The 26,140-nt window shown below is 71.4% G+C and carries 28 protein-coding genes and 2 pseudogenes; 18 read left to right on the top strand and 12 right to left on the bottom strand.

Annotation, left to right across the window (positions count from 1 at the left end; all coding sequences use genetic code 11):
- Nucleotides 1-98: 98 nt before the first annotated feature.
- The 4 genes from OG393_RS01250 to OG393_RS01235 are packed head-to-tail and all read left to right on the top strand — an operon-like array spanning nt 99 to nt 4,348.
- The gene (locus OG393_RS01250; RefSeq protein ID WP_327372629.1) at nt 99-2,876 is read left to right on the top strand and encodes a sensor histidine kinase; all 2,778 of its coding nucleotides are present in this window, start codon (nt 99-101) and stop codon (nt 2,874-2,876) included.
- Nucleotides 2,873-3,310: a roadblock/LC7 domain-containing protein gene (locus OG393_RS01245; RefSeq protein ID WP_327372628.1), complete on the top strand. Its 438-nt coding sequence runs from the start codon at nt 2,873-2,875 to the stop codon at nt 3,308-3,310. Before OG393_RS01250 ends, OG393_RS01245 begins: the two co-directional genes overlap by 4 nt.
- A gap of 29 nt (nt 3,311-3,339) precedes the next feature.
- Nucleotides 3,340-3,756 (top strand): DUF742 domain-containing protein, encoded by a 417-nt coding sequence (locus tag OG393_RS01240; protein WP_327372627.1) that lies wholly within the window; start codon nt 3,340-3,342, stop codon nt 3,754-3,756.
- Nucleotides 3,737-4,348 carry a GTP-binding protein gene (locus OG393_RS01235; RefSeq protein ID WP_327372626.1) on the top strand — a complete coding sequence of 204 codons (612 nt, stop codon included), beginning with the start codon at nt 3,737-3,739 and terminating at the stop codon, nt 4,346-4,348. Before OG393_RS01240 ends, OG393_RS01235 begins: the two co-directional genes overlap by 20 nt.
- 157 nt (nt 4,349-4,505) lie before the next feature.
- Here OG393_RS01235 and OG393_RS01230 read toward each other — a convergent pair whose 3' ends face one another.
- On the bottom strand, nt 4,506-4,931 hold the full coding sequence (locus OG393_RS01230; RefSeq protein ID WP_327372625.1) for a PPOX class F420-dependent oxidoreductase: 426 nt from the start codon (nt 4,929-4,931) through the stop codon (nt 4,506-4,508).
- A gap of 135 nt (nt 4,932-5,066) precedes the next feature.
- On the opposite strand from OG393_RS01230, the gene OG393_RS01225 reads away from it, so the two are divergent.
- On the top strand, nt 5,067-5,480 hold the full coding sequence (locus OG393_RS01225; protein WP_327372624.1) for a roadblock/LC7 domain-containing protein: 414 nt from the start codon (nt 5,067-5,069) through the stop codon (nt 5,478-5,480).
- A 100-nt stretch (nt 5,481-5,580) separates the two neighbouring features.
- Nucleotides 5,581-7,128: an ATP-dependent DNA ligase gene (locus OG393_RS01220; RefSeq protein WP_327372623.1), complete on the top strand. Its 1,548-nt coding sequence runs from the start codon at nt 5,581-5,583 to the stop codon at nt 7,126-7,128.
- A 125-nt stretch (nt 7,129-7,253) separates the two neighbouring features.
- On the opposite strand, the gene OG393_RS01215 is transcribed toward OG393_RS01220, so the two are convergent.
- Entirely contained in the window at nt 7,254-7,754 is a 501-nt protein-coding gene (locus OG393_RS01215) for a DUF6328 family protein (RefSeq protein ID WP_327378270.1), read from the bottom strand.
- A 249-nt stretch (nt 7,755-8,003) separates the two neighbouring features.
- On the opposite strand from OG393_RS01215, the gene OG393_RS01210 reads away from it, so the two are divergent.
- Nucleotides 8,004-8,381, top strand: coding sequence for a hypothetical protein (locus tag OG393_RS01210; protein WP_327372622.1), 378 nt, complete (start codon nt 8,004-8,006; stop codon nt 8,379-8,381).
- A 327-nt stretch (nt 8,382-8,708) separates the two neighbouring features.
- Entirely contained in the window at nt 8,709-9,494 is a 786-nt protein-coding gene (locus OG393_RS01205) for a polysaccharide deacetylase family protein (RefSeq protein WP_327372621.1), read from the top strand.
- A gap of 281 nt (nt 9,495-9,775) precedes the next feature.
- Here the strand turns inward: OG393_RS01205 and OG393_RS01200 are convergent, their stop codons facing one another.
- The 6 genes from OG393_RS01200 to OG393_RS01175 all read right to left on the bottom strand — a co-directional run bounded on the left by OG393_RS01200 (nt 9,776) and on the right by OG393_RS01175 (nt 14,345).
- Nucleotides 9,776-10,972 (bottom strand): globin domain-containing protein, encoded by a 1,197-nt coding sequence (locus OG393_RS01200; protein WP_327372620.1) that lies wholly within the window; start codon nt 10,970-10,972, stop codon nt 9,776-9,778.
- An 80-nt stretch (nt 10,973-11,052) separates the two neighbouring features.
- Nucleotides 11,053-11,505 (bottom strand): RrF2 family transcriptional regulator, encoded by a 453-nt coding sequence (locus OG393_RS01195; RefSeq protein WP_327372619.1) that lies wholly within the window; start codon nt 11,503-11,505, stop codon nt 11,053-11,055.
- A gap of 155 nt (nt 11,506-11,660) precedes the next feature.
- Nucleotides 11,661-12,056 carry an SHOCT domain-containing protein gene (locus tag OG393_RS01190; protein WP_327372618.1) on the bottom strand — a complete coding sequence of 132 codons (396 nt, stop codon included), beginning with the start codon at nt 12,054-12,056 and terminating at the stop codon, nt 11,661-11,663.
- Nucleotides 12,057-12,211: 155 nt separating this feature from the next.
- Nucleotides 12,212-12,667 (bottom strand): peroxiredoxin, encoded by a 456-nt coding sequence (locus tag OG393_RS01185; protein WP_327372616.1) that lies wholly within the window; start codon nt 12,665-12,667, stop codon nt 12,212-12,214.
- 99 nt (nt 12,668-12,766) lie between these two features.
- Nucleotides 12,767-13,726: a LysR family transcriptional regulator gene (locus OG393_RS01180; RefSeq protein WP_442817240.1), complete on the bottom strand. Its 960-nt coding sequence runs from the start codon at nt 13,724-13,726 to the stop codon at nt 12,767-12,769.
- A gap of 46 nt (nt 13,727-13,772) precedes the next feature.
- Nucleotides 13,773-14,345, bottom strand: a complete 573-nt coding sequence (locus tag OG393_RS01175) for a PadR family transcriptional regulator (RefSeq protein ID WP_327372614.1) — start codon at nt 14,343-14,345, stop codon at nt 13,773-13,775.
- A 275-nt stretch (nt 14,346-14,620) separates the two neighbouring features.
- On the opposite strand from OG393_RS01175, the gene OG393_RS01170 reads away from it, so the two are divergent.
- The 3 genes and pseudogenes from OG393_RS01170 (at nt 14,621) to OG393_RS01160 (ending at nt 16,088) form a co-directional block, all read left to right on the top strand.
- Entirely contained in the window at nt 14,621-15,106 is a 486-nt protein-coding gene (locus OG393_RS01170) for an SRPBCC family protein (protein WP_327372613.1), read from the top strand.
- 9 nt (nt 15,107-15,115) lie between these two features.
- Nucleotides 15,116-15,407: pseudogene (locus OG393_RS01165) on the top strand (AAA family ATPase); the annotation flags it as partial.
- Between the two features lie 165 nt (nt 15,408-15,572).
- Nucleotides 15,573-16,088: a tetratricopeptide repeat protein gene (locus OG393_RS01160; RefSeq protein WP_327372612.1), complete on the top strand. Its 516-nt coding sequence runs from the start codon at nt 15,573-15,575 to the stop codon at nt 16,086-16,088.
- Nucleotides 16,089-16,150: 62 nt separating this feature from the next.
- Here OG393_RS01160 and OG393_RS01155 read toward each other — a convergent pair whose 3' ends face one another.
- Nucleotides 16,151-16,468: a cupin gene (locus tag OG393_RS01155; protein ID WP_327372611.1), complete on the bottom strand. Its 318-nt coding sequence runs from the start codon at nt 16,466-16,468 to the stop codon at nt 16,151-16,153.
- Nucleotides 16,469-16,690: 222 nt separating this feature from the next.
- Here OG393_RS01155 and OG393_RS01150 point away from each other — a divergent pair, with 222 nt between their 5' ends.
- Nucleotides 16,691-17,560 carry an AurF N-oxygenase family protein gene (locus OG393_RS01150; RefSeq protein ID WP_442817239.1) on the top strand — a complete coding sequence of 290 codons (870 nt, stop codon included), beginning with the start codon at nt 16,691-16,693 and terminating at the stop codon, nt 17,558-17,560.
- On the opposite strand, the gene OG393_RS01145 is transcribed toward OG393_RS01150, so the two are convergent.
- Nucleotides 17,453-18,481, bottom strand: coding sequence for a methyltransferase domain-containing protein (locus tag OG393_RS01145; protein ID WP_327372610.1), 1,029 nt, complete (start codon nt 18,479-18,481; stop codon nt 17,453-17,455). The genes OG393_RS01150 and OG393_RS01145 overlap by 108 nt on opposite strands.
- 188 nt (nt 18,482-18,669) lie before the next feature.
- Between OG393_RS01145 and OG393_RS01140 the strand changes: the two genes are divergently transcribed.
- Nucleotides 18,670-19,053: a hypothetical protein gene (locus OG393_RS01140; protein WP_327378621.1), complete on the top strand. Its 384-nt coding sequence runs from the start codon at nt 18,670-18,672 to the stop codon at nt 19,051-19,053.
- 913 nt (nt 19,054-19,966) lie between these two features.
- Nucleotides 19,967-20,266, top strand: a complete 300-nt coding sequence (locus tag OG393_RS01135) for an EF-hand domain-containing protein (RefSeq protein ID WP_327372609.1) — start codon at nt 19,967-19,969, stop codon at nt 20,264-20,266.
- A gap of 53 nt (nt 20,267-20,319) precedes the next feature.
- Here OG393_RS01135 and OG393_RS01130 read toward each other — a convergent pair whose 3' ends face one another.
- The gene (locus OG393_RS01130) at nt 20,320-20,664 is read right to left on the bottom strand and encodes an HNH endonuclease (RefSeq protein WP_327372608.1); all 345 of its coding nucleotides are present in this window, start codon (nt 20,662-20,664) and stop codon (nt 20,320-20,322) included.
- A gap of 220 nt (nt 20,665-20,884) precedes the next feature.
- Here OG393_RS01130 and OG393_RS01125 point away from each other — a divergent pair, with 220 nt between their 5' ends.
- Nucleotides 20,885-21,085, top strand: a complete 201-nt coding sequence (locus OG393_RS01125) for a hypothetical protein (protein ID WP_327372607.1) — start codon at nt 20,885-20,887, stop codon at nt 21,083-21,085.
- An 852-nt stretch (nt 21,086-21,937) separates the two neighbouring features.
- Here OG393_RS01125 and OG393_RS01120 read toward each other — a convergent pair.
- Nucleotides 21,938-23,518: a recombinase family protein gene (locus OG393_RS01120; protein ID WP_327372605.1), complete on the bottom strand. Its 1,581-nt coding sequence runs from the start codon at nt 23,516-23,518 to the stop codon at nt 21,938-21,940.
- Between the two features lie 44 nt (nt 23,519-23,562).
- Here OG393_RS01120 and OG393_RS01115 point away from each other — a divergent pair.
- The 3 genes and pseudogenes from OG393_RS01115 to OG393_RS01105 form a co-directional block, all read left to right on the top strand.
- Nucleotides 23,563-23,799: pseudogene (locus OG393_RS01115) on the top strand (diiron oxygenase); the annotation flags it as partial.
- 37 nt (nt 23,800-23,836) lie between these two features.
- Nucleotides 23,837-25,576: an FAD-dependent oxidoreductase gene (locus OG393_RS01110; protein ID WP_327372604.1), complete on the top strand. Its 1,740-nt coding sequence runs from the start codon at nt 23,837-23,839 to the stop codon at nt 25,574-25,576.
- Between the two features lie 192 nt (nt 25,577-25,768).
- Nucleotides 25,769-26,110 carry a DUF5713 family protein gene (locus OG393_RS01105; RefSeq protein WP_327372603.1) on the top strand — a complete coding sequence of 114 codons (342 nt, stop codon included), beginning with the start codon at nt 25,769-25,771 and terminating at the stop codon, nt 26,108-26,110.
- Nucleotides 26,111-26,140 lie beyond the last annotated feature (30 nt).

Here is a 26,140-nt window from a genome sequence, read left to right as displayed (position 1 = left end):
CCCGGCACCGCGTCGCGTCGTCGACGCCGCGGACCGCCATCGGACGTCTGTGACCCGAACCCCGAACAGCAACCGACGCAGCCGGAAACGAGGAGGCCATGCGAACCCCCCGCAGGAACCACGGCGGTGCCGACGCGTCGGCACCGCCGCGAGCGAAGACGGCGCGCGGGCGGCGTGCCCACGCCGGGCCGCCCGCCGACGAACCGTCGCTGTCCGCACCCGAGCCCGGAACCGCCGGACCGGCCCGGCCCGGCCCGTTCGCTCCGCGCCGACACCGCGGACCGCGCCCCCGCACCGTCCGCGCGAAGATCGTGTCGCTGCTGGTGGTCCCCGTCGTGTCGCTGCTCGCGCTGTGGGGCTTCGCCACCGTCACCACCGCCCAGGACATCGCGCGTCTGCGCCTGCTCCAGCGGGTCGACACCGAGATCCGCGAGCCCGTCGCGGCGGCCCTGACCGCGCTGCAGGAAGAACGCGCCGCGGCCGTCCGTCAGGCCGCCGCGCCCGGCGCCGCCCGCGCCGCGGCGCTCAGGGACAGGATGGCGCGCACCGACGCGGCCGTCGCCCGGCTCCGCCTGGGCGAGCGGCACACGGTCGGGGACACCGGGGATCTTCCGCGCGAGGTCGGTGACCGGACCGGGACGTTCGTCGCCAAGGTCGACGGACTGGTCAGGTTGCGCGTCGCGGCCGCCGAGGGGAGCGCCGACACCGACCAGGTGTACGAGGAGTACACCGCTGCCCTCGGCGCGGCCTTCGCGGTCGGCGGAACGCTCACCACCGTGGAGGAGAGCCGGTCCGGCGCCGACGCGCGCGTCCTCCTCGAATTCGCCCGGGCCGGCGAGATGCTCGCCCGCGAGGACGCCCTGCTCGGCACCGCACACCTCCGCGGGCGGCTGACCGCCGAGAGACACCGGCAGTTCACCGGCATCGTCGAGATGCGCCGCGGCCTCCTGGAATCGGCCGGTTCCGAGCTGCGCGACGCCGACCGGGCCGCCTGGCGCGGGCTCGCCGAAGGCGACGCGTACGAGCGGCTCACCGCCGCCGAGGACCGGGTCCGTGAGGCTGCCCCCGGACGTCCGGCGGCCCAGGCGTCCCCTTCCGCGGGCTGGGACGTCACCCACGCGGCCGTGCGGGAAGGGCTGCTCGCGATCGAGGCCGACGCGCGCCGTGCCGCCGCCGACCGCGCCGACCCGTTCGGGGGCGGCGCCCTGTCGGCCGCGGGCGCGGCGGTCCTGCTCGGACTCGCCGCGGTCGTCGCCTCTCTCATGATCTCCGTACGCGTCGGCCGCGGTCTCGTCGTCGAGCTGATCAGCCTGCGCAACACGGCGTTGGACATCGCCCGGCGCGAACTGCCCTCCGCCATGAGACGGCTGAGAGCAGGGCAGGAGATCGACGTCCGTGCCGAGATCCCGCCCGGCCCCGAGCCCGAGGACGAGATCGGTCAGGTCGGCGAGGCCCTCGTCACCGTGCACCGCGCGGCGCTCTCCGCCGCTGTCGAGCGCGCCGAACTCGCCCACGGCATCTCCGGTGTCTTCGTCAACCTCGCCCGGCGCAGCCAGGTCCTGGTCCACCGTCAGCTCAACCTCCTGGACAGCATGGAGCGCCGGGCCGACGACCCCCACGAGCTCGGCGACCTCTTCCGGCTCGACCACCTGACCACCCGGATGCGTCGCCATGCCGAGAGCCTGATCATCCTCTCGGGCGCCGCCCCGGGCCGGGCCTGGCGGATGCCCGTCCCCCTGACCAACGTCGTCCGGGCCGCCGTCTCGGAGATCGAGGACTACGCGCGCGTCGAGGTACGGAGACTGGCCGAGGCGGCCGTCGTCGGCGGAGCCGTCGCCGACCTCACCCACCTCCTCGCCGAACTCGTCGAGAACGCCGCCCAGTTCTCGCCGCCGCACACCAAGGTGCGGATCAGCGGCGAGCCGGTCGGCAACGGATACGCCCTGGAGATCGAGGACCGCGGCCTCGGCATGGGCGAGGAGACGCTCGCCGAGGCCAACACGAGGATCCGGCAGTCCGGGACGCTCGACCTCTTCGACAGCGACCGCCTGGGCTTGTTCGTCGTCAGCCGGCTCTCCTCGCGCCACGGCGTCAAGGTCCATCTGCGGACCTCGCCCTACGGAGGGACGACGGCCGTCGTCCTGCTCCCCACCGAACTGCTCCAGGGCGCGCTGCCGCCCGGCAGGGGCAGGCACGCGACGCCGGACGGCCCGGGTCCGTCCGGGGACGCGTCCGCGCGGCCCCCCGCCTCCCCGGCGCCGGTGTCACCCTCCGATCCCACGACCGCCCCGCCGCTGCCCCGTGCCCCCCGGGGCCCCGCCCCCGTCGCGACCCCGCCCGAGGAGTCCGAACGGTGCGGACAGCACGTACGCCCCGAGGACTTCGAGGAACCGCGCCCGAGCGCCGTCGGGTCGCCCCCCGCCGGAGTCACCTCGCTGCGCCCGCGCGGCCGCCCGGCCTCGCCGCCGCACGGACCCGTCCGGATACCCGCGCCGTCGACGGGACACCACCGCCCCGAGCCGCCACGAGCACCCGCCCCCGACAACGGACCGGTGGGGACGAACGGGCCCGTGCCGGCGCCGGCCGTAGCGTCCCCGCCCGCATCCCGCACCCCGGCCGGGCCCGCGGACGACACCTGCGACCTGCCCCGCCGGGTGCGCCAGTCCCATCTCGTCCCGCAGTTGCGGGAGACGCCCCAGGCCGATTCCGTGCCCGCTCCAGACGAGCGGGGCGACGACGAACGTACCCCCGAACAGGTGAGAGACCGCATGACCGCCTACCGCGACGGCTGGGAGCGGGGAGGCGGCGCGGTCACCGGTGCCAGACGCCCCCTCGGAACCGGATTCGGCAGTGAAAGTGAAGGAGAGCACGCATGATCGACCACGAGAGGATCTCCCACCACCGTTCCGGCGAACCGGACTGGCTCCTGGACGACCTGGTCGTCCGCGTCCGCGAAGTCCGTCACGCGGTCGTGTTGTCCGACGACGGGCTCGCCGTCGGTTCCTCCAGCGGCCTCAGCCGCGAGGACGCCGAACACCTCGCCGCCATCGCCTCCGGGTTCCACAGCCTGGCCAAGGGCGCGGGCCGGCAGTTCCACACCGGCGGTGTGCGCCAGACGATGGTGGAGATGGACGACGGCTTCCTGTTCGTCGCGGCGGCGGGAGACGGTTCCTGCCTCGCCGTCCTCAGCTCGGTGCACGCCGACATCGGTCTCATCGCCTACGAGATGGCCCGCCTGGTGAAGCGGGTCGGCGAGCACCTGCACACACCGCCCCGCCTCACCGCCACCACCCCGCCGGCCGTCGGCTGACCGGGAGCACCCGTGAACGACGACACCACATGAACGACGACACGACCGGTCACGGACCGGGAACCCAGGGCGGACACTGGTACGACGCGGACGCCGGGCCGCTCGTCCGCCCGTACGCGATGACCGGCGGCCGCACCCGACCGGGGCCGAGCAACGTGCGGTTCGACCTCATCGCCCTCGTCGTCGTGGACGACGACCCGCCCGACCGGGCAGAGGAGACCTTCCTCGGTCCGGAACACCGGACGCTGCTCGCCCTGTGCCGCGCCGAGACCCAGTCGGTCGCGGAGCTCGCCGCCGAGGCCGGCCTGCCCGTCGGCGTCGTACGGGTCCTCCTCGGCGACCTCCTCGAAGCCGGCCTGGTCAGGGTGAGCAGGCCCGTACCGCCCGCGCAGTTGCCCGACGAACGGATACTGAGGGAAGTAATCGATGGCCTACGAGCGCTCTGAGAGCACCGGCGGCGGCGCGGACTCCACCGCCCTCGCACTGAAGATCCTGGTCGCCGGCGGATTCGGCGTCGGAAAGACCACCCTGGTGGGGGCGGTCAGCGAGATACGGCCGCTGCGGACGGAGGAAAGGCTCAGCCGCGCCGGGGAGTCGGTGGACGACACGGGCGGAGTCGACCAGAAAAGCACCACGACGGTGGCCATGGACTTCGGCCGCATCACGATCCGCTCCGGACTCTCCCTGTACCTCTTCGGGACTCCGGGGCAGGACCGGTTCTGGTTCCTCTGGGACGAGCTGTCACAGGGCGCGCTGGGCGCCGTCGTCCTCGCCGACACCCGCCGGCTGGAGGACTGCTTCCCCGCCGTGGACTACTTCGAGCGCCGCCGTATCCCGTTCGTCGTCGCCGTCAACTGCTTTCCCGGTGCCCGGAGCTACGGCGCCCACGAGGTGTCGCGGGCGCTCGACCTGGACCGAGGGACGCCGGTCGTGCTGTGCGACGCGCGGGATCGGGACTCGGGCAAGGAGGTACTCATCCGGTTGGTCGAGTACGCGGGCCGGATGCACACCGCCCGGCTGCTCGACTCGGTCGGCTGATGCCACCGGCGGGGACGACAGGCACCCGGACCCGCCCGAACGGGTGACCGGTGGGCCTCGGGTACCGACAGGCCCTCCCGCACCCGAGCCGCGTGGACCCGCCGCCGCCCGGTTCGCCGCGCTCAGAGTCTGCCGGTGGCCTTCGACCGACGGGCCCTCAGCCGGCGAGGGCACCCTCCGCGGTCACCTTCTCGATCCGTACCCGGACCAGCAGCTCGCCGGGGACGGCGTTGCGCGCGCCGAACTCCTCGGCGCGCTCCTCGCCCATGTACCGGCCCCCGACGCGCGTCGCCCAGCGGCGGAGTTCCTCCGGGTCCTCGCTGATCTCGGCCCGGCCGCGGAGCATGACGAACGCGAACGGCGGACGTTCGTCGTCGACGCAGAGCGCGACCCTGCCGTCGCGCGCCAGACTGCGTCCCTTCACCGTGTTGCGGCCCGTGGTGAAGACGACGTCGTCGCCGTCGAGCACGAACCAGACGGGCACGACATGGGGACCGCCGTCGGCACGGACCGTCGCCAGCTTGCCGGTACGCGTTCCCGCGGACACGAAGGCCCGCCACTGATCCTCGGTCATCATCGCCATGAGTCCATCCTGCGGTACGAGAGGCCGGCCTGGGGTGCTTGCCCCGGCCACGACCGTGCGTAAGGCTGACCGGGGGACGCGGACCGCGGGGACGACGGGTCGACGGGGACGCACCACACAGGGGGAGGACGACACATGGCGTTGGACAAGGGGCTGGACTGGCTCCTCGACGACCTGACGCAACGGGTCGAGTACATACGGCACGCACTCGTGCTGTCGAACGACGGCCTGGTGACGGGCACGAGCAGCAGCCTCGAGCGCGAGGACGCCGAGCATCTGGCGGCGGTCTCCTCGGGTCTGCACAGTCTGGCCCGGGGCTCGGGACGTCACTTCCGCGCGGGCCGGGCGCGGCAGACGATGGTGGAGTTCGACGACGCGCTGCTCTTCGTCACAGCGGCCGGCGAGGGCAGTTGCCTGTGCGTGCTGAGCGCAGCCGAGGCCGACGTGGGGCAGGTGGCGTACGAGATGACCCTGCTGGTGAACCGGGTCGGCGAGCACCTCGGGGTGGCGGCCCGGCTGCCGGGCCGGATGGGCGTCGCCGAGCTCTGACCGTTCTCGGACGGACCGGCGGCCTGCGCGCCCGAGGCGCCCGGTCCGTCCACGCCCCTCCGACGTGCGGTGGCGGCGCCGGGCGGGAGACGATGGGCGCATGCTGCTGGCCCGACTCGCGGACGCCTCCCGTCTGGTCGCCGCGTCATCCGCCCGCTCACGGAAGATCGCCGTGCTGGCCGGGCTGTTCTCCGACACGGCGCCCGAGGAGACCCCGCTGGTGATCGCCTACCTGTCGGGGCGGCTGCCGCAAGGACGGATCGGGGTGGGCTGGAGCGTCCTCAAGGACGCGGTCCCGCCCGCCGTGCCCCCGGCGCGGCAGCCCACGCTCACCCTCTCCCGCACCGACGCCGCCATGAGCGCGCTGGCCGCCGTCTCCGGCGCGGGTTCCCGCACCGAGCGGGTCCGGCGCGTCCGGGAGTTGATGGCCGCCGCCACGCTGCCCGAGCAGGAGTTCCTCCTCCGGCTGCTCTCCGGCGAGGTGCGCCAGGGGGCGCTCGACGCCATCGCGCTCGAAGGCGTCGCGCGGGCCGCCGCCGTCCGCTCGGACGACCTCCGCCGGGCCGTGATGCTGGAGGGCTCGCTGCCCCGGGTGGCCCGGGCGGTACTCACCGACGGTGCCGCCGCTCTGGAGACCTTCGCACTCAGGGTGGGGACCCCGGTCCTCCCGATGCTCGCCCATACCGCCACCTCCGTCACGGACGCCGTCGCCGGCCTCGGCCCCTGCGCCGTCGAGGAGAAACTGGACGGCATCCGGATCCAGGTGCACCGCAGCGGTCGGGAGGTCCGGGTGTTCACACGCTCGCTGGACGACATCACCGGACGGCTGCCCGAAGTAGTCGACATCGCCCGGGAGGCGACGGCCGACGGGATCGTCCTGGACGGGGAGGTCATCGCGGTCGAACCCGCCAGCGGCCGGCCCGTGCCCTTCCAGGACATCGCCTCCCGGGTCGGCTCCCGGGTGGACGTGGCCGGCGCACGCTCCGCCCTGCCCCTCTCGCCCCGCTTCTTCGACGTCCTCGCCGCCGACGGAGAGACGCTCATCGACCGCCCGGGGCGCGAGCGCCACGAGGTGCTGGCGCGGCTGCTGCCCGAGGCGTCGCGGGTGCGCCGCATGGTCGTCACCGATCCCGGTTCCGACGCCCAGGCGGGCGCTGCCGAGCGGTTCTTCGACGACACCCTCGCCAGGGGTCATGAAGGAGTCCTGGTCAAGTCGCTCGACGCGCCGTACAGCGCCGGCCGCAGGGGGCGCACCTGGTTGAAGGTGAAGCCCGTCCATACGCTCGACCTCGTCGTCCTCGCCGCCGAATGGGGCCACGGCCGCCGCACCGGTCTGCTGTCCAACCTGCACCTCGGCGCCCGCGCCGACGACGGCGGCTTCGTGATGCTCGGCAAGACCTTCAAGGGCCTCACCGACGAGATGCTCCGCTGGCAGACCGCGAGACTGCGTGAACTGGCCCTGGAGGACGACGGATTCACTGTGCGGGTCCGCCCCCAGCTCGTCGTGGAGATCGCCTACGACGGCCTCCAGCGTTCCAGCCGCTACCCCGCCGGTGTCACCCTGCGCTTCGCTCGGGTCGTCCGCCACCGGCCCGACAAGCCCGCGGCGCAGGCCGACACCGTCCACTCGGTGACTCGCGGCGCCTGAGCGGGCTGTCGGGCGGTCACGTCCTGGCACGCACGTCTTCGGCGTCGCCCGGGAACCGTCGGCGACGGGCGCGCGGTCCCGTGGACCGAGCCCACCCGGCCGGGCCCGACCGCCGGCGCCCCCGCTCAGCGCCCGGCTCCGGAGCGCGGCTCCGGGGGGCCGCTGGTGTACCGGCGGCGTGCCCAGAGGGGCAGCAGGAACCAGCACAGCACGCACCAGACGACCAGCCCGGCCACCAGCCATGGCACGTAGTCCGCCCCCGTGGTCACCCGCAGGACCAGCAACAGCGCGGAGCCCAGGGTGGCGAGCAGGAGCAGCAGGCCCACGAACGTCAGACGGGAGGCCCACACCACCGCCTGGGGCTTGATCCGCCGTCCCGCCACGATCCGGTGGAAGGAGACCGGACCGATCAACGCCCCGGTGGCCGCCGCGCCGAGCGAGACGGTGACGATGTAGATCGTCCGGTCGGTGGGGCGCAGGTCGGGGAAGCGCGCGGTGAAGGCGACCGTCAGGAGGAAGCCGAACAGGATCTGCACCCCGGTCTGGGCGACCCTGATCTCCTGGACCAGTTCGACCCAGCGGCGGTCCGCGCGCTCCTCCGCCGTCTCGTGTCGCCCGCGGACCAGTGCCTCCCCGCCACCACCCGCGTCGCCCTGCCCCTGCGGCCCTGAGCGCTCCGACACGGAAACCTCCTGCGTCTCACCCGCGTCGCCCGAAGCCCCCGGCACGCGGTCCCGGAGTGACGGTTTCCAGGCTGTCACCACGACCGCGCTACCGCACGGCGCGCCGGAATCCCTTCAGCATCTCGCGGGACCGCCGCGTGCGAGGGATGCTGGAGACGTGGCCCGACGAGCGCCCCTGCGGGCGTCGAGGAGATGAGCGACGTGTACGACACGCACATCGACACGGACGTCACCGTGCAGCTGAGTGACTGCCGGCGCGAGGACGCCCAGGCCGTCTTCGACGTACTCGACCGCGTCTACGAACTCGAGGACATGTCCGCGCCGGGACCGCGGGCGGCCACGGCGCCCGCCGCCACCGTCTGGATGGCCACCTTCGACACGGCCGCGGGACGGCGTGAGGAGATCGCCCCCGTGCCGCTGTCGGCCCTGGTGGGTGCCGTGCTCACCGGCGGGTACCACGCCGTCGACGAGGTCGAGAAGACGCTCGCCGCGACCTTCGACATCCGCTCCCTCCAGTCGGTCTCCGGGGACCAGGAGACCGAGGCGCGCCTGCTCCTCGCCTCCCGCTGACCCCGGCCGTCTCGGCGATCTCCCTCCGACGTGCCGGTCCCGTGGGCACGGGTGCCCGCGGGCGGAGCGGACGGCGACCGCCCGGAGCCGTCCCACCCCCGGAACCCGGCCCGCTCACCGTGCTTCCCGCGCCGCGCACGACCGGCCTCGGCCGTCCCGCGAATCCCGGGCGGCGTCCGGCTGTCGGGCCCCGCTCCGTGCTTCCCCGTACCCCCTATGCATGCCGTGTATACACGGTATGTAGAGTGTTCGACATGCCGTTCGACATCGCCCTGACCAGGCGCGAAGGGTCGAACGAAGCGAACTACGGGGAAAGCGGGTTTCAGCATGTTCCGAACCAGGCCGGATGCGCTCCGGGCCACGGCCGTCGCCCTTGTGGCGGCGGCCTCTCTGATCCTCACACTGGGGGGCTGCGGGGTGTCGACCGTCGCCCCTCGTGACGCGCGGAGCAAGGCTGGCCCGGACGACGCCAAGGCGGGGTCCGGGAGCCGGGCCGGGGCGGTCGACTGCGCCAAGGTCAAGTGCATCGCCCTGACCTTCGACGCGGGGCCCGGCAAGGACACGCCCCACCTCCTCGACATCCTCGAGGAGAAGCAGGTCCCCGCCACCTTCTTCCTTCTCGGCAGGAAGCACGTCGACCGCTACCCCGAAGTCGTCAAGCGGATCTCGGACGAGGGTCACGAGGTCGCCAACCACACCTGGACCCACCGCATCCTGACCGACCTGGAGGCCGACGAGGTACGCGAGGAGTTGTCCCGCACCCAGGAGGCGATCAAGGCGATCACCGGCCGCGAACCTACGCTGATGCGCCCGCCGCAGGGGCGGACCGACGGCACCGTCTCCGATGTCAGTCGCGAGCTGGGGCTCGCGCAGGTGCTCTGGAGTGTCACGGCCAAGGACTACTCCACGACCGACTCCGAGCTGATACGCCGACGGGTGCTCGACGGGGCCCAGCGTGACGGGATCATCCTGCTGCACGACATCTATGACGGTACGGTTCCGGCCGTGCCGGGGATCATCGACGAGCTGAAGCGGCGGGGGTTCACCTTCGTGACCGTTCCGCAGTTGCTGGCTCCCGGCACGGCCGAGCCGGGCGCCGTCTACCGCCCATAGCCGCCCGTGCCCGGCGCCCCGCGGGGAAAGGGGCGTGAGAGGCGAATTCGGGTGAGGTGACTCACATCGGTCACTTCGGGTGATGTGGAACAAGTGTCGGAGATTTATCGTTCCTTGATATGTGGCTGTGAAGGGGTCCGGTCCCCATGTCCCCCCGTGAGGCGACCGCCCTTCACCCGTCACGGCAACGAGCCCCGGTGGGAATCCCCCGTCCCACCGGGGCTCAGTCGTGCGCGGTGTCGGACGCCGGTCGGCGGCGCCCCTGCGCGGGCTCCCCGTGGTCAGGCCTCCGCGCCGAGCCACAGGTCGGGGCCGAAGACCTCGTAGTGGATGTCCGCGGCGGCCACGCCGCGGGTCAGCAGGTCGCCGCGCACCGCGCGCATGAAGGGTGTCGGGCCGCACAGGTAGGCCGTCACGCCCGGAGGCAGGTCGATCGAGGTGACGTCCGCGCGACCGGTCCGCGCCTCCCCCTGGCCGGGCTCGGCGCCATCCTCGTACCAGAGGTGCAGCGTGCCGTGCGGGAGCGCGTCGACCAGGCGGCGCAGCTCCTCCCGGTGGGCGTGCGCGGCGGGGGAGCGGTCCGCGTGGACGACGGTGACCGATCGGCCGGAGCCGGTGGCCGCCAGGTGGTCGAGCATGGCCAGCATCGGGGTGCTGCCGATTCCCGCGGAGGCCAGCAGCAGGGGGCCGTCGCCCCCCGGCAGGACGAGGTCACCGAACGGCGCGGACACCTCGACGGTGTCGCCCACCCGCGCGTGCGTGTGAAGCCGGTGCGAGACCTCGCCGGCGGGGTCTCCGTCGACCCGCTTCACCGTGATCCGCGGGTCGGGACGGCCGGGCGCCACCGAAAGGGTGTACTGGCGGATCTGCCGGGCGCCGTCGGGAAGCCCGACCCGGACGCTCACGTACTGGCCGGGCCGGTACGCCGGTGCCGGCCGCCCGTCCGCACGTCGGAGTGTGAAGGAGACGGTGTCGGCCGTCTCCTGGCGGCGGTCGGCGATCTCCATGGTGTGCCACACCTCGCCCTCGGTGACGCCCGTCTCCGCGTAGAGCCGCGCCTCCAGGGCGATGAGGGCGTTCGCCATCAGCCAGTACACCTCGTCCCAGGCGTGCGCGACCTCGGGGGTGACGGCCTCGCCGAGCACCTCGACGATCGCCGCGAACAGGTGCTGGTGCACCAGCTTGTACTGGGCGGACGTGACGCCGAGGGATGCGTGCTTGTGCGCGATGCGGGAGAGCATCGCGTCCGGCCGCTCCTCCGGGTGCTCCAGGAGCGCGCCCGCGAAGGCGGCGATGGAGCCCGCGAGCGCCTGCCGCTGGTCGCCGTTGGCCTGGTTTCCCCGGTTGAAGAGGTCGCGCAGCAGTTCGGGGTGGGCGTCGAACAGCCCCGCGTAGAAGCGGGCGGTGATCTCGCCGAGCGCCTCCCCGACGACGGGGAGGGTCGCGCGGACGACCGGAACGGCCTGCTGGGACAGCATGGTGACTCCAAAGTGGTAGATGATCTGCGTATTTAAAGGTGTGCGAAAGGAGTGCCGGAGGATGGTCGTGCGGGGTGTCGTCAGTCCGGGCTCGGCGCGGAGGGGGAGGAGAGGGCGAGGAGTACGGGTCCGGTGGGCGGCTCCACCAGATCCGCCACGGTCAGCGGATCGAGGGTCCGGTAGAACGCCTCCTGTGCCTCCCGCAGGGCGCCCCGCAGTCGGCAGGCCGTGCGGAGCGGGCAGGGCGGGTCGCCTTCGCAGGCGACGACCTCCTCCTCGCCTTCGAGTGTCCGCACCAGCCAGCCGACGGATGCCTGGCGGCCGATCCCGGTCAGGGTGAGTCCGCCGCCCCGGCCTCGCCGAGCCTCGACGACTCCGAGGTGCTGGAGCTGGGCGACCACCTTCGCCATGTGGGCGTAGGGCACGTCCATGTCCCGCGCCACCTCGCGTGTGGTGGTGCAGACCTCTTGTCCCGGGACCGCCAAGCGCATCACGGCACGCAGGGCCAGGTCGGTGAATTTCGTCAACCGCACGGCATGACGGTATCAAATAAGCATCGGCAATACTGATTAAGGGGGGTGCGAACGCCCGGTTCTCCGGACCGGCCGCTGGTCGGAGAGCCGGGCGGCCCACGCCGACGGGCCGTCCCGCGGCGACCGGTGGGCGCGGGACGGCCCGTCGGCGTGGATCAGGCCAGGACTTTGGCCTTCGCCTTCTCGAACTCCTCGTCCGTGATGGCACCTGAGTTCTTCAGGTCCGCGAGCCGGGCCAGTTCGTCGGCGTGGCTCGTGCCGCCGTCCGCGCCCGCCGTCTTGCGGATGTACGACTGGAAGGCGGCCTCGTTCTCCTTGGCCTGCTTCACGTCGCGCTGGGTCATGCTCTTGCCTCGGGCGATCACATAGATCAGGACGCCGAGGTAGGGGAGCAGGATGCACAGGATCAGCCAGCCGGCCTTGGCCCAACCGTTCAGTTCGTGGTCCCGGAAGATGTCGGTGATCACCTTGAACAGCAGGAAGAGCCACATGATCCAGAGGAAGAACCAGAGCATCGTCCAGAAGAGGTTGAGCAGGGGGTAGTCGTCCATTCCTGTACTCCGTTCCCACAGCGGGGCGCTCTCGGCCCCGCCATAGGAGCGAGTGTCACTGAACAAGCGAGCACCCGCATGTCGGGAACGCCGGTGCACACGAGGTGGCGGCCGCGCCCGCCGGGGTGGTCCCGGAGGGCGGGCCTTCCGCTCTGTCAGGCGGTGCGGGCGCGCAGCGCCGCCAGGGCGCGGTCCGCGTGGGCACTCATCCGCAACTCGCTGCGGACGACCTCGAGGATCCTGCGCTCCTGGTCGATGACGAAGGTGATCCGCTTCGTCGGCGCGAACGAGAAGCCGCGTGTGACGCCGAACCGGTCCCGGATCTCCCCCTTCGGGTCGGAGAGCAGCGGGTATCCGAGCGAGTGGCGGCCGGCGAACTCCCGCTGCCGCTCCACGTCATCGGAGCTGATGCCGACCGGGCTCGCGCCGACGGCCCGGAACTCGCCCGCGAGGTCACGGAAATGGCACGCCTCGGCCGTGCAGCCGGGAGTCATGGCCGCCGGATAGAAGAAGAGCACGACGGGTCCTTCCGCGAGCAGCCCGGACAGGGACCGCGAGGCCCCCGTTTCATCCGGAAGAGTGAAGTCCTCGACGATGTCACCGATCTTCATCCGGTCCGCCCCTCGTCCGCGCATCCGTCTGCCCCCGTGTCGCCGACGGCCCCACCGGCCGTCGGCCCCGCCGACGTTACCGCAGGGTAGGGAAACGCGTCACCAGCGCTGCGCGGCGGCCAGCAACCGGTCGCCCACCAGCGAGACATGCGGGTTCTCGGGAACGCCGGGCCGCCGCACCAGGTACGCCGTGTTGATCGGAGGGTCCTCCGGTTCGAGCAGGGTGACCAGTCGGCCCGCGTCGAGCTCCGCCCGGCACAGGTAGCGCGGCAACACGCTGAAGCCCGCTCCCGCCACGACCACGGCCAGGACACCCCGCAGATCGGGCACCGTGACGGACGCCTCACCGGTCAGCCGCCGGCCGAACACATGACGCCAGTACCGGCGGGCGATCGGCAGGTCATCGGCGTACATCACCATCGGCACGCCGTGCAGCGCGGCCGGTCCGTCCGTGGCGAGCGCACCCCGGTCGATCCGCCGGGCCCGGTCGGGGGAGGTGACGAGCACGAACTCCTCGTCCGCGAGGGGCACGGCGGCCAGCGTGCGCCCGCGTGGCCGGACCGTCGAGACCACCAGATCGTGGTGCCCCGCGCGCAGCCCGTCGAGAAGCTCGTCGGTGAGCCCCGTGGTCACCTGGAGCCGGACCCCCTCCTCGACGAGCCGCGCGAGCGCGGGCAGGGCGCTCACACAGAGGAACTCGGCCGGCCCCGCGAGGTGGACCGGCCGCGGTACCGTCCGTGCCCCCGGCCCGGATTCGGCGACGGCGGCGAGCGTGTCGATCGGCTCCGCCACCCGTGCGGCCAGGCCGTCGGCGAACCGCGTCGGGGTGACTCCCCGAGGCTGCCGCTCGAACAGCTCCCGCTCCAGCCTTCGTTCGAGCGCGCGGATCTGGGCGGTGACGGTCGGCTGGGACAGGCTCAGCAGCCGCGCGGCGGCGGTGAAGGAACCGGAGCGATGGACGGCGAGGAAGGTCCGCAGCAAGGACAGGTCCAGCGGCCCGCTCGCCGTCCGGTCGCCGTGCGCGCCCTCGGAATCCCTCTCGGTCACGCCGCCGAGCATAGGGGGACGGGGGCGTGCCCCAACGCCGAGGCGGTCGACGGCGGTGTCAGCCCTTCTGCCGCGCCGCCTCCTGGCGCTGCTCCAGGATCATCAGCACCTGCTCGCCCCAGCGCAGGTTCTCCTCCTCCAGTGAACGGCCGCGCATGAGCGTCAGATACGGTCCGATCCGCTCCGCCTCGCGCAGGTAGGCGACCTCGTCCCGGCCGTCGAGCAGCCAGTCCCGCAGCCTGTCGTAGCGCGCCAGTTTCCCCCGCGCCCACTCCATCCGCTCCCGGACGAAGCCGAGTACCGCCTCGGTGTCACCCGCGTCGCACGCCTGCACCTGCACCATCAGCTCGTCGCGGATCGCCGTGGGGCGCGGCGCCTTGGCCGTGTAGGCGACGAGGTCGTCCCGACCCGCCTCGGTGAGTGTGAACATCCGCTTGTTCGGACGTCGTTCCTGCTGCACGACCCGGGCGGTGATCAGACCCGCCTCGGAGAGCCGGTCCAGCTCCCGGTAGAGCTGCTGCGGGGTGGCCGCCCAGAAGTTGGCCACGGACACGTCGAAGATCTTGGCCAGGTCGTACCCGGATGCCTCGCCCTCCAGAAGAGCTGCGAGAACGGCGTGCTTGAGCGACATTCCGCCACGCTAGCAGTTTGTTGAATAGCTTCTTCCGCACCTATTCGACGTGCGAGGGCGGGACGGGGAGGCCCGGGGGGATGCACGGGGTGATCCGTCTGCCGCGCCGATCGTACGCGGCCGGGGCCACGCGCGGCGGTCGGCCCGCCGGAGCCGACGAACCCGCCCGCGCCGGCGTGGCGGGCCGGCACCCGGCTGCCTACCGTGGAGATAGCCGGAAGGCAGCCGCGCCGCGCGGCGTGGCGGAACGAGAGCCGACAGGGGAGCGGGACCCGATGGACAGCAACGCGTTCGTCTACACCACGTACATCCGCACTACCCCGGACGAGCTCTGGCAGGCCCTGACCGACGCCGCCTTCACCCGTCGCTACTGGGGGGTGGCGTTCGAGACGACGTGGACGGCCGGATCACCGATGGTCTGGGAGCAGGACGGACGGCGGACCAGCGACCCGGCCCAGGTCGTGCTCGCCGCCCGGCCCGGCCGCCTGCTCGCCTACACCTGGCACACCTTCACCCACGAGTGGGCGGAGGCGGTCGGCCTCGGCGACGAGGCATACTCCCGGCTCGCCGACGAACGCCGCTCCAAGGTGACCTTCGAGATCGAACCGTCCGGTGAGATGGTCCGCCTCGTCGTCACCCACGACGACCTGGAGCCCGACGGCGTGATGCGCGAGATGATCGGCGAGGGCTGGCCGGCTCTCCTCTCCAGCCTCAAATCCCTGCTGGAGACGGGCGAGGAACTGCCCGAGCCGCCGCGCTGACACCGGCGACCGGACCGCCGCGGTCCCGGAGCCCCGCGCCGACGGGACGCCGTGCTCGACGCCTGGCTCACCACGCACGCCGACGGGGGCGCCTGCGTCATCGGCGACCCCGCGTTCCGCGCGACGTCCCGCGCGACGTCCCGCGTCCGGTCGCGGACACCGGAGCTGTCGAAGGGGCTCGAGTTCGACCTGGTCGTCCTCGTCGACCCGCAGGATTCCGGGAGGGGGCATGGAGGCGGTCGACCGCTACGTCGCGATGACCCGGGCGACTCGGCGGTACCTGGTCCTCACGCGTCCCTGACCCGGCGATCCGGCCGCTTCGAGGCGGGCGGGCCCGCGCATCCGGCACGGGAATCGCCACGCGGGAGGGTCGCCGGGCGCGCTCGGGGTGCCGAACCGACGGACGGACCGTGCCACGGGCGCCCCTCCGTCCCGGCCCGCCGCACCGGCCTGCGAGGATGGGGAGATGAGCGAGCACGCGAGCGGTGAACGGGACGCCCTGCTGGCCGAAGCGGTTTGTCTGCGCGAGCGGGGCGACCGGGAAGAGGCCCGGGTCCGTCTGCTCGCCCTCGCCGCGCGCCACCCCGAGGACGCCGAGGTGGCGTACCAGACCGCCTGGGCGCACGACGTCCTCGGTCTGGAGGCCGAAGCCGTCGCCTTCTATGAGCGGGCGCTCCGCGCGAGCGGCACGGAACTGACCGAGGAGGACCGTCGCGGCGCGCTGCTGGGCCTCGGCAGCACCTACCGGATCCTGGGCCGCTACGAGGACGCCGTCGGCATCCTCCGGCGAGGGGCCGAGGAGTTCCCCGACGACGGGGCGCTGCGGGCGTTCCTGGCCATGGCCCTGTTCAACACCGGGGAGCACCACGCGTCCGCGCGACTGCTGCTCCGTCTGCTCGCGGCCACGAGCGAGGACGCCTCGGTGCGCCGGTACCGGGCGGCCATCGAGCACTACGCCCTGGATCTGCACAAGACGCTCTGAGGGCCGGCGGCTCCGGGCGCGGCGGCCTGCCGCCGCGTCGGATCACCCCGGCCGGGGTGGCGTCAGTCGTTGACCGCGGTGAGCAGGACGACCGCGTCCTCCAGCGCGGCCAGTCCGTGCCGTTCCTTGGGGATCATGCGCAGTTCCCCGGCCGACAGCTCCTCGGACCGTGCGCCGGCTGTCACCTTCACCCGCCCCCGCAGCACCTGGAGACTCGCGGCGGGCGGCGCGTTGTGCTCGTCGAGTGCGGTCCCGGACACCAGCGCGATGACGCTCTGCCGGAGCACGCCGTCGTGGACCACCACATGGGCGCTGCGGCCGTGTGCGTCGGCGCGCGCCTTGGCCAGGTGCTCGTCGGCGAGGGCTGCGAGATCCTGCATCGTTTCTCCCTGCGAGGTACGCGGGCTGTCGGTCCCAGCCTCGCGTGTGTGCGGCGGGACGCAAGTCGAGACCCGGCGGGCGCCTCCGGCGGACTGCCGCCACGAATTCCTACCGGGGGGTAGGCCCATCCGAGGCTCTTGTTATACGTTCCGTCTAACAGCTTGCTAGACGTGACGCCTAACAAGCCGACGGGTCGATCCCTCGATTCAAGGAGCCGCAGCATGACAGGCGGCACCGTTCGGCCGGAGAGCCGGGATCAGGAACAGAGCCAGGACTCCTCCCCGGGCCGGGAACACGACAGGCCCGCCGAACACGAGGTCGCCCGCCGACTGCTCGACTCGGCAGCCAGACTGTCCTACGATCCGGTCACCGAAGTGGACTGGGACACCCCACTCGACAAGGACTTCCACGGCGCCAGCCCCGAGTGGAGCACCCTTTACGGCACGGCCTACTGGAGCGAACTGACCGAGCCCCAGCGCAGGGAACTCACCCGGCAGGAAGCCGCCTCGGTGGCCAGCACCGGCATCTGGTTCGAGATGATCCTCCAGCAGATGGTGCTGCGGGACATCTACGGCAAGGACCCGACCCAGCCCCGGTTCCAGTGGGCGCTCACCGAGATCGCCGACGAGTGCCGCCACTCCGTGATGTTCGCGCGCGGCGCCGCCAAGCTGGGCGCTCCGGCCTACCGGCCTCGCCGGGCCGTGGTCGAACTCGGTCGTGTCTTCAAGACGCTCGCCTTCGGAGAGTCCGCGTACGCGTCGATCCTGGTCGCCGAGGAAGTCCTCGACGTCATGCAGCGCGACTGGATGCGGGACGAACGGGTGGCACCCTTCGTACGCACCATCAACAACATCCATGTCGTCGAGGAATCGCGCCACATGAAGTTCGCCCGCGACGAGACCCGCAACCACCTGCGGAACGCCGGAACGGTGCGTCGGCACATCAACGCGCTGGTCGTCAGGAACACCCTCCAAACACACACTCTAGCCACAGGGTGTGTCCGGGCACAGGGAAACCCCGCCCGTACGCCACGGGGTACGGCGCACAGGCGGGGCGGTCTTGCGGGTCAGCCGGTCGCGGGAACGGGCTGATCGGCGGTCCAGCCACGCGGACTCTCCCGTGGCGCTCACGGTCAGGCCGAACCGCTCGGGTCCGGGACGGTCGTGCAGCACCCACCAGGCGTAAGCGGCTTCCACTTCGTTCCAAAGCCGACGCGGGCCGTGCTGCCACACCGTGAATCGGTCGTCCGACTTCCCGTCCCAGTCCACGGCTGCCCACGAAGTGGCGTCGGTCGTCGCGACCCACAGCCTGGACGCCACTCCTTCCACGTCGGGGTTGTCGTGCCACGTCCACCACACGTCACGGAGCTGTAGCCCCATGGCGAACTGCGCGGCCAGGTCGTCACCGGCCACCCGCCATGGCGGCAGGGTGGTGGTCGACTCGTCGGGCTGGTGGTCGTCACGCACCACATCGCGGAAGATCCGCAGGTCTGTGCGCTGGTTCCTCATGAGCATGAACGCGGAGTGCGGCGAGAAAGGGCCCGACGCGCTTCCGGTCTCGTCCACGGTCATGCGGAGCAGCCCGTAGCAGACCCACGGACTTTCCCACGGGGTGAGGATGACGCCCCCGGGCTTCACCTGGTCGACCCACGGACGCGGGACGGACCTTACGGAGCACGTCGCCACGAGCCGGTCATACGGCGCGTTGTCCGGGTACCCCTCGGCCCCGTCCCTGGTCACCACAGCAGCGGTGACCCCCTCCTTCCGCAGACGCTCCCCGGCTTCCCCGGCCAACACGGGGTCGACTTCCATGGTCGTCACGTTCCCCGGGCCGGCGACATGGGCCAGGAGACCCGCGTTCCACCCGGTTCCGGTGCCGATCTCCAGGACCCGGTGTCCCTCGTGAACGTCGAGCATGTGCAGCATCCGGAACACGATGCTCGGGGCGCTCGCGGACGATGACGCCCACCGCTCGCCGTCGCCGGGGTCCTTGCCGTCGTTGATCTGCGTCACGACGGAATCGTCGGCGTAGACCGCGCGAAGCCACGTTTCCGGAGCGTCCGCCCGGTTGTACGGCTCCGGGCCCTCACCCAGAAAGACGCGCTCGGGGACGAAGGCGGACCCCTCTCTGTCAGCCTTGGGTGAGACATCCTGATTTGTCGGGTTAGCCTGAGAGGGCACGACGGGAGAGCCACCCCCTCATGAACAGCACCAAGCCCGCCGGATCCGACCCGGCTCCCCGGCCGAAGCGCCGCACGTTCAGTCCCGAGTACAAGCTGCGGATCGTGGCCGAGTACGACGCCGCGCCCAAGAGTGAGAAGGGTGCGGTCCTGCGCCGCGAGCGCCTGTACCACTCGCACGTCACGGAGTGGCGGGCCGCGCGGGATGCCGGGGCCCTGGAGAAGCTGGTCGACCAGCGGACCAGTCCGGCGAGGCCGAAGAAGCCGGCTGCCGAGGCGGAGAACGAGAAACTGCGCCGCCAGGTGGAACGGCTGGAGAGGGAGCTGGCCCGGAACAAGGCCGCGCTGGAGGTTATGGGAAAAGCTTCCGCGCTCTTGGAAATGATCTCCGAGGGCGCGGACTGAGGGCTGCCGCCGACCCGGTCACCGACGACGCGTTCGCCGGCGTCGAGGGCGAGCTGGGCATCACGGCGGCCTGCCGGCTGACCGGCCGCTCCAGGGCCACCCACTACCGCCGGCTGCGGCCCCCACCGGAGCGAAGGCCCAGGAAACCGCAGGTCCAGCCCTCGGCCCTCACGCCCGCGGAGCGGGCGGCGGTGCTGGAGCTGATGAACTCGGGCGAGTACGCCGAACTGCCTCCCGCCCAGATCTGGGCCCGCGAGCTGGATGCCGGGCGCTACCACTGCTCCGTCTCCAGCCCGTCTACCGCACCCGTATCGACTTCTACTGCGGCCTCCCTGCCGATCTGTCGGCCGGAGGGAGGGGAGTACCCCCCTGGTCAGAACGACGGCCGCTCGGTCGCCTCACGGTGAGACCTGCGCTCCGCAGCGAACCCACCCGGTTGGTTCCGCGCGGTCTCGCGGTTGTGGCACGTCGAGCACAGCGGACGCAGACGAGAGAACGCGTCCGGATCGGCGACACCCCGAGCGACCAGCGAACGGCGCGACTCGGGGAAGTGGTCGGCGACCGTGGCCGTGCGACCGCACAGCAGACACCACGGGTGCCGGTACAGGAACGCACGTCGGACGCGCTGCCAACGCGTGCTGTAGCCCCGTTCAGTAGAGGAACCGCGCAACCTCTCGGCCTCGCGCTGGTGCTCGGCACAGCGGCCACCACGGGCGGTCAGCTCGGGGCACCCGGGTACAGAGCAAGGGGGGGCGGGGCTTACGGGGCATGGGGGATCACCTCCAAGGGGCGGGGTGTGACGCGACTGGGACTCGGGTAGCAGGCACATGCAGCTAGTGTGACTTTGTGTGCTCTTGTCAATGCGGAGGGTGACTCGTGCTGCCCTGCCGGTCCACCCAATGAAGGGAAAGAAATGTCTGATGAAGTAAAAGAAGTATCTGACGAAGCGCCTAAGGGATCCGAGGTAGCAATCGGCAAGGCGTTCGTATCCCTGGACAAAGACAGGAGTAACGCTCTCACGCTCTTGGATATCCGAGCCGCCACCGACGGGAAGACCGCCATCAAGATCGCGGCATTGCTGCACGCGAAGGACAGGGACTGGGACGCGAACGGAAACGGCACGATCAGCAGCAGTGAATTCGTGGAGTACTACGAGCACCATTGGTCCGATTTCCAGAAGGACTTCCCGGGCTTTTACGAACCACGCCCGTAACGCACGCCTCGGCCCCAGTACAGCGCGCTGGCTCTGTGCCGGGCGGTGGTGCGTCACGCGGCACGGACAACACCGAACTCGGTGCTCGTCTTGAGCCGGTGACACCCTCGGCACAGCACTTGGACGTTGCCGTCCGTGTCGGTCCCTCCCATCGAGAGGGGCCGCACATGGTCCACGTCGACCGTTGCCCCAGGGAAGTCGTTCAGGCACCAGTCACACCACGCGGTCCCCTTCCGCTCGATGATCCGGCGGAGCCGTGCAGGGGCATCGTTCCGGGCCGCTCGTCGCCGGCTCCGTGCTCGCCGTGTGCGGACGGTCGGTCGTCGCTCGTACGCCCCGTGATGGCTCTTGCAGCGGCCCAGATGGGTCGCCGGCTCCGTGCAGTCGATACAGCGCATGTGCGCCCCTCGATGTCGTCGGCTTCTGCGTGCCCGCCCTCGGACTCGAACCGGGGAACTCTGCCGATTGGGTACGGCGCACCTCTGCCGTTGGGTCAGCGGGCTTGTAACGTCCTCGCCAGCGAGGCGGGGCGCACGGGTTGCATAAGGGTTAGGCGATGAGACGGCCTGGGTAGCTGATCCAACTAACGGCACAGACAGCAACATCGGAGGTACTGCCATGGCCGCCCCCAACAGCAATTCACCTAAGCCCGAAGGAGACCCCTCCGAGGCAAAGGCGAAGAACAGCGAGACAACGAAGCTCGAAAGCCTTGATGGCCTCTACGGGGCGACACTGGCTGGTGACGCCGGTCAGGCAGACATCCTCGCGGCGATGCGGGATGCTCCCGAGGACGACGAAGAGCCGTCGCCTAAGAAGTAGCTCCCTTGGAATCGTTCGCGGGACAATGTGGGGACCGCACGCGCTTACGACCCCTTTCGGCGCCCCCGGTCAAGGGGCGGTTACTCATGGGCGGTGCGGTCCCCGCGCTCTACCTCACGACCACTGCGGCCACCCCGTGAGGATGCGTGCTGCACGGGTAGAGCTGCGAGAGAACAGGCACTCGGTCCGCCGAATTCCCCCTCGGGGTGGGTGCGCGGTAGTCCCGCTCTCTCTTGCCCCAGTAGTAGGGACCGAAGGTGTCCCGAGGGTGCCGAGCGGTGTCGGTGGTGACGACAGAGACCCCGGTTTCTCTTTCTCTGTATTTTTTCTATGCGTTCTAAAAAGTGTCGAAACTCGTCACTCTCAACACCTCCTCGCCCCGCTGTAGGGCTGCCCCGCCCGAGGGTGAGCCGATGGCGTGAGAACAGCGCACAGTCCCGCACCGAGATCCGCCCTCGGAGTGGGTGAACGAGAGTTCCGCCCTCACTGTGTAGTAGGGAGCAGCGAATTCCCGGAACGTTCCGTACGGCGGGCTCTGGGAGCCCGTTCGGCCCTCACTCTGCTGTGGGGACCAACAGATTCCCGCGCGGGCTGACCGGCATCGAGCCCGTGCCGCCCCGCCCACCCCCTGCAGGAGAGGTAGGGACGGACGGATTCCCGGGTCTCATGACGGGATGGCGTTTCGACAGACGGTTCGGTTTTCTCCTTATTTTTTCTTGTGCATACGAAAAAACAGTCTGAACCGTCATACCGTCATGGCTCGGCCCGCTGGTCGGCCCCGCTGCTGGCACAGCAAAGCCCCGGCGGTCTGTGAGGGACTACCGGGGCTTCGACGGGTGGAGGCGTCAGTGATCAGAGGGCTTCCGGAGCATCCTCCAACTCAGCCAACGCAGCCGTCTCGGCGTGGTCTCGCGCCGTGCTCTGTTCTGCCGCCCGCTGCTCCGGGTCGAGTCCGGTCACACGCACTCGGTGCTTAGCGCCACGCGGGTGCAGCGTCACCCGTACGTCGTACTCGTTCAAGATCTCCCTACGGGCGACATCGTCCGGAGCGGTCTTCCAGTCATCAGCAATCGTCCGGCCCAGGGGCATCCACCGCATCCCCGCTGGCCGCTCAGGGAGCCGCTTGAGAGCTTCGATCTCCCGCGTCATCCGGGCGTACTCGGTGCGGTACCACTCGGTGTCGCTCTCCGACTCGTACAGACCCGACTGACGATCTCCACGGAGCCGCGTACGGTCCGCTTCGATCTCCGTGATACGAGCGGCGTAGCCGGTGCCAGGGTCGAACTCCTTGCGCATCACCTGGTGGTCGCCGTACTCGGCCGGAAACCACGTCGACACATGCTCGTCCAGCATGGGGACGGACATGGTGGGGGCGGGCTTGCACCCGGCGGACGACGGAATGCCGCGCGTGCGCGCCGTGCAGCCGTAGGACGGGTTCTGTCCCGTCCGGGCCACCATGTAGAGCCGTTGCCCGCATTTGCCGCAGTACGCGATGCCCGAGAGCAGGCGTACCCCCTTCGGGGCGCGGGTCCCGGTCCACTTCGGGGCGGCCTTCTTGATCAGCGCGTCCCGCGTGGCGTGGTCCCACAGCGGATCGGCGATACGCACAGCGTGCCCGTCCGGGCCGATCACGGGGCGCTCGTCGTGCATGAGGTAGCCCAATGACGCTTCGCTGGTGAGCATCCGCTTGAGAGCCTTGGCGTTCCACAAGGTGCCCTTGGGCTTGCGTCCGTACATCACAGCGCGGTGGTCGGCAGGCGACAGTAGGCCCGCGCGGTTCAGACGCGCGGCTTCGGTGTGGACGGTCACCGTTCCGGTCTCGTCGGCGAGGATGCGTTCCGCGACGTCTCGGAGGATGAGGGAGGCCACAGGGTCCAGTTCCACCCGGTCGACGTTGCCCGTGGGAATGAGCCGCACGAACTGGTACCCGTACCGGTTCTTCTGCTTCGGCTGTCCGGCGCTGCGCGCCCGCTTCGTCTCGTCCCGGTTGCGCTTCTGGATCGCGCGAAGCTCCATCTGCGCGCCGAAGGACTCCATGGAAAGCCGCATCTCATCGACGGGGTCTTCCAGGTTCCACGGCCCGTCGTGGCCGTAGGTGATCAACAGGCGGCCCGATTTGTGGACCATGTACGCCGTGTTCAGTACGTCCCGCTGGTTGCGCCCGATCCGGTCGACCGCCGAGCCGGCGATCCCGTCGTACGGGCCCATCTCGTCGCGGAGCCACGGGCCGAGCTTCGGACGCGTCACGGGGTCGGTCGCACCCGACACCTCCCAGTCATCCGCCCACGCGATGACGTGCCCGCCGACAGCTTCCACGGCGCTGAGCACCTGGCCGAGCTGCTTTTCCGGGCTGTTGGTGGAGTCAGACTTGCGAGAGAGGCGACGTACTCCCACCAGGCACTTACCACACCCGTCGCACTCCGTCGTAATCATGCGATCCATCTTGCGCGAACTCCGCTTCCGCACGCATGTGCGTTTTGCGGGCGCTCCCGGTCGCGATCGCCTCGTACTTCATCGTCACCAGCATGGTGAACCGGAACGTGTACGCGAAAGCGGGTCTGGACGCCCGGCGGGCACGCGCCGAGGCACGGGCCAACGAGCACCACCGCTCCCTGATGCGGTCGAGCTGTTCCGGCCTCATGGAGTTCTTGGCTTCGGCCCGGCTCCTCACCCGGCCGGCGCTGGCCTTCCACAAGCGCGCCCACCTGATCTGAGCCGTTTCCCACCCAGCGAGCGACCCGAGCCGACGACATGACCTACGCCATCACCCAGACCTGCTGCAACGACGCCGCCTGCGTCGCCGTCTGTCCCGTCAACTGCATTCACCCGACGCCCGAGGAACGGGAGTTCGGCAGCACCGAGATGCTGCACGTCGACCCGGCGTCGTGCATCGACTGCGGAGCCTGCGCCGACGCCTGCCCCGTCGACGCCATCTTCCCCGCGGACAGCCTGCGGGGGCCGGCGAGGGACTACATCGCCCTCAACGCGGCCTACTTCGACGGCCGGGAACCGGGACCGGCCCCCGCGGGACCCGACCTCCACCCCTGGGGCAGGCCCGTCTTCGCCCGCGACCTCCCCTCCGACTTCGCGCCCCTCCGGGTCGCCGTCGTCGGAACGGGGCCGGCCGGCATGTACGCGGCGGAGGACCTGCTGCTCCACACGAACGCCCAGGTGACCCTCATCGACCGGCTGCCGGTGGCCGGCGGGCTCGTCCGCTACGGCGTCGCACCCGACCACCCGGCCACCAAGAAGGTCGGCGACACCTTCGCGCGCCTCCACGACCACCCCCGGGTACGGATGCACCTCGGCGTCGACGTCGGCCGTGACATCACCGCCGAGGAACTCGCCGCCCATCACGACGCCGTCGTCTACGCCGTGGGCGCCTCCGCCGACCGCCGGATCGGTGTCCCGGGCGAGGACCTCCAGGGCAGTGTCCCGGCCACCACGTTCGTCGCCTGGTACAACACGCACCCCGAGGTGGCCGCGGACGCGGTCGATCTGACGAGCGAACGGGTGGTCGTGGCCGGCAACGGCAACGTCGCGCTCGACGCGGCCCGCGTCCTGGTCGGCGACCCGGTCGCGCTCGGCACCTCCGACACCGCCGACCACGCGCTCGCCGCGCTGCGCGCCGCCCGGGTGCGCGAGGTGGTGATCCTCGGCCGGCGCGGCCCGGAGCACGCCGCGTACACCACCTCCGAGCTGCTCGCGCTGCGCCATCTGTCCGGTGTGGACCTGGTCGTCGATGACCACGATCCGCGCATCGGCGCGGCGATCGACGAGGCGGCCCCGGGTGGCAAGGCGTCGCTGCTGCGCGGAGTGCCCCGAGAGGCGGTGGACTGGACGGCCGCACCCGGGACGGCGCGCCGGCGGATCGTGCTCCGCTTCCACTCCGCCCCGGCCGAGGTACTCGGCGACGGTGCCGAGGGCGGTGCCGAAGCCCGCCGGGACGGTCCGCCCACGGGGGGCGGAGGCGGTTTCGGCACCACCCGTACCGAGGGCCGCGGCCGGGTCCGCGGGGTCCGGGTGACCGGAGGCACGCAGCCGCTGGACCTGCCCGCCGGCCTGTTCCTGCGGGCCGTCGGCTACCGGGGGCTCCCCGTCCCCGGCCTGCCGTTCGACGAGGTGACCGGCACCGTCCCGCACGACGCGGGACGGGTGACGGGGCGGCCCGGTACGTATGTCGTCGGATGGATCAAGAGAGGCCCTTCGGGTGGTATCGGCGCCAACCGGACCTGCGCGGCCGAGACGATCGGCACCCTGATCGCCGACGCCGTCGACGGGAGACTGCGGGCGCCCTCGCCCGCGGGCACGGCCAGGGCCTTCCGGCGCCTGGTGCGGCGCCGGGTGCGCCGAGCGGTCGACGCGCGAGGGCTGGCCGCCATCGACCGGACCGAACGGGCGCGGGGACGCGACGCCGGCCGTCCGCGCGTCAAACTCGGCACCGTGCCGGAACTGCTCGCGGCGGCGAAGGGCGGACGCCGCGGGACCTGACGGGGGACCCCGGCCCCGACGGCGCGACGGGCACACCGCTGCCCTCGTCCCGGGGCGAGGCGGCCACCGTGCCCGACGCCGCGGAGCGAACCACCCTCGCCACTCCCCACGGACCCGACGACGCCGGGCCCGCTGTCAGTGGCCAGGTGCAGGATGGTCCCGTCCGGCGCGGAGTATCGGGAGACGGGACGCATGACGATCACGAACGAACGGGTGGCGGGGCACGCTTTTCTGCGCGCGCTGTACGAGGACGGGTACTACCCGGACCATGTCGTCGACCGGGGACGGTCGGTCCTGCTGAGGCTGTGCGAGCGGATCGAGCGGGAACGGCCGGCGCACCTGCCGGCGCTCTACGCCCTCACCGACGCCGCCACCGAGGAGTTCAACGCGCTGGAGGCGGAGTTCGAGGCGGCCGGCAGCGAGATCGAGACCGTGGCCCGCGAGGAGATCGCCGAGGACTTCTTCTTCGTCGCGTCGGCCTACGGGTTCCCGCACGCCGACGCCGAGGAGCTGATCGCCCTGCGGGAGTGGTGAGGGGCCCGGCGCGCGCCTCGGACGCTGTTC

The organism is Streptomyces sp. NBC_01216, assembly GCF_035994945.1.
Taxonomy (GTDB): Bacteria; Actinomycetota; Actinomycetes; order Streptomycetales; family Streptomycetaceae; genus Streptomyces.
Note: the sequence above shows the minus strand (reverse complement) of the source record. Positions and strands in the feature narration are given on the sequence as shown.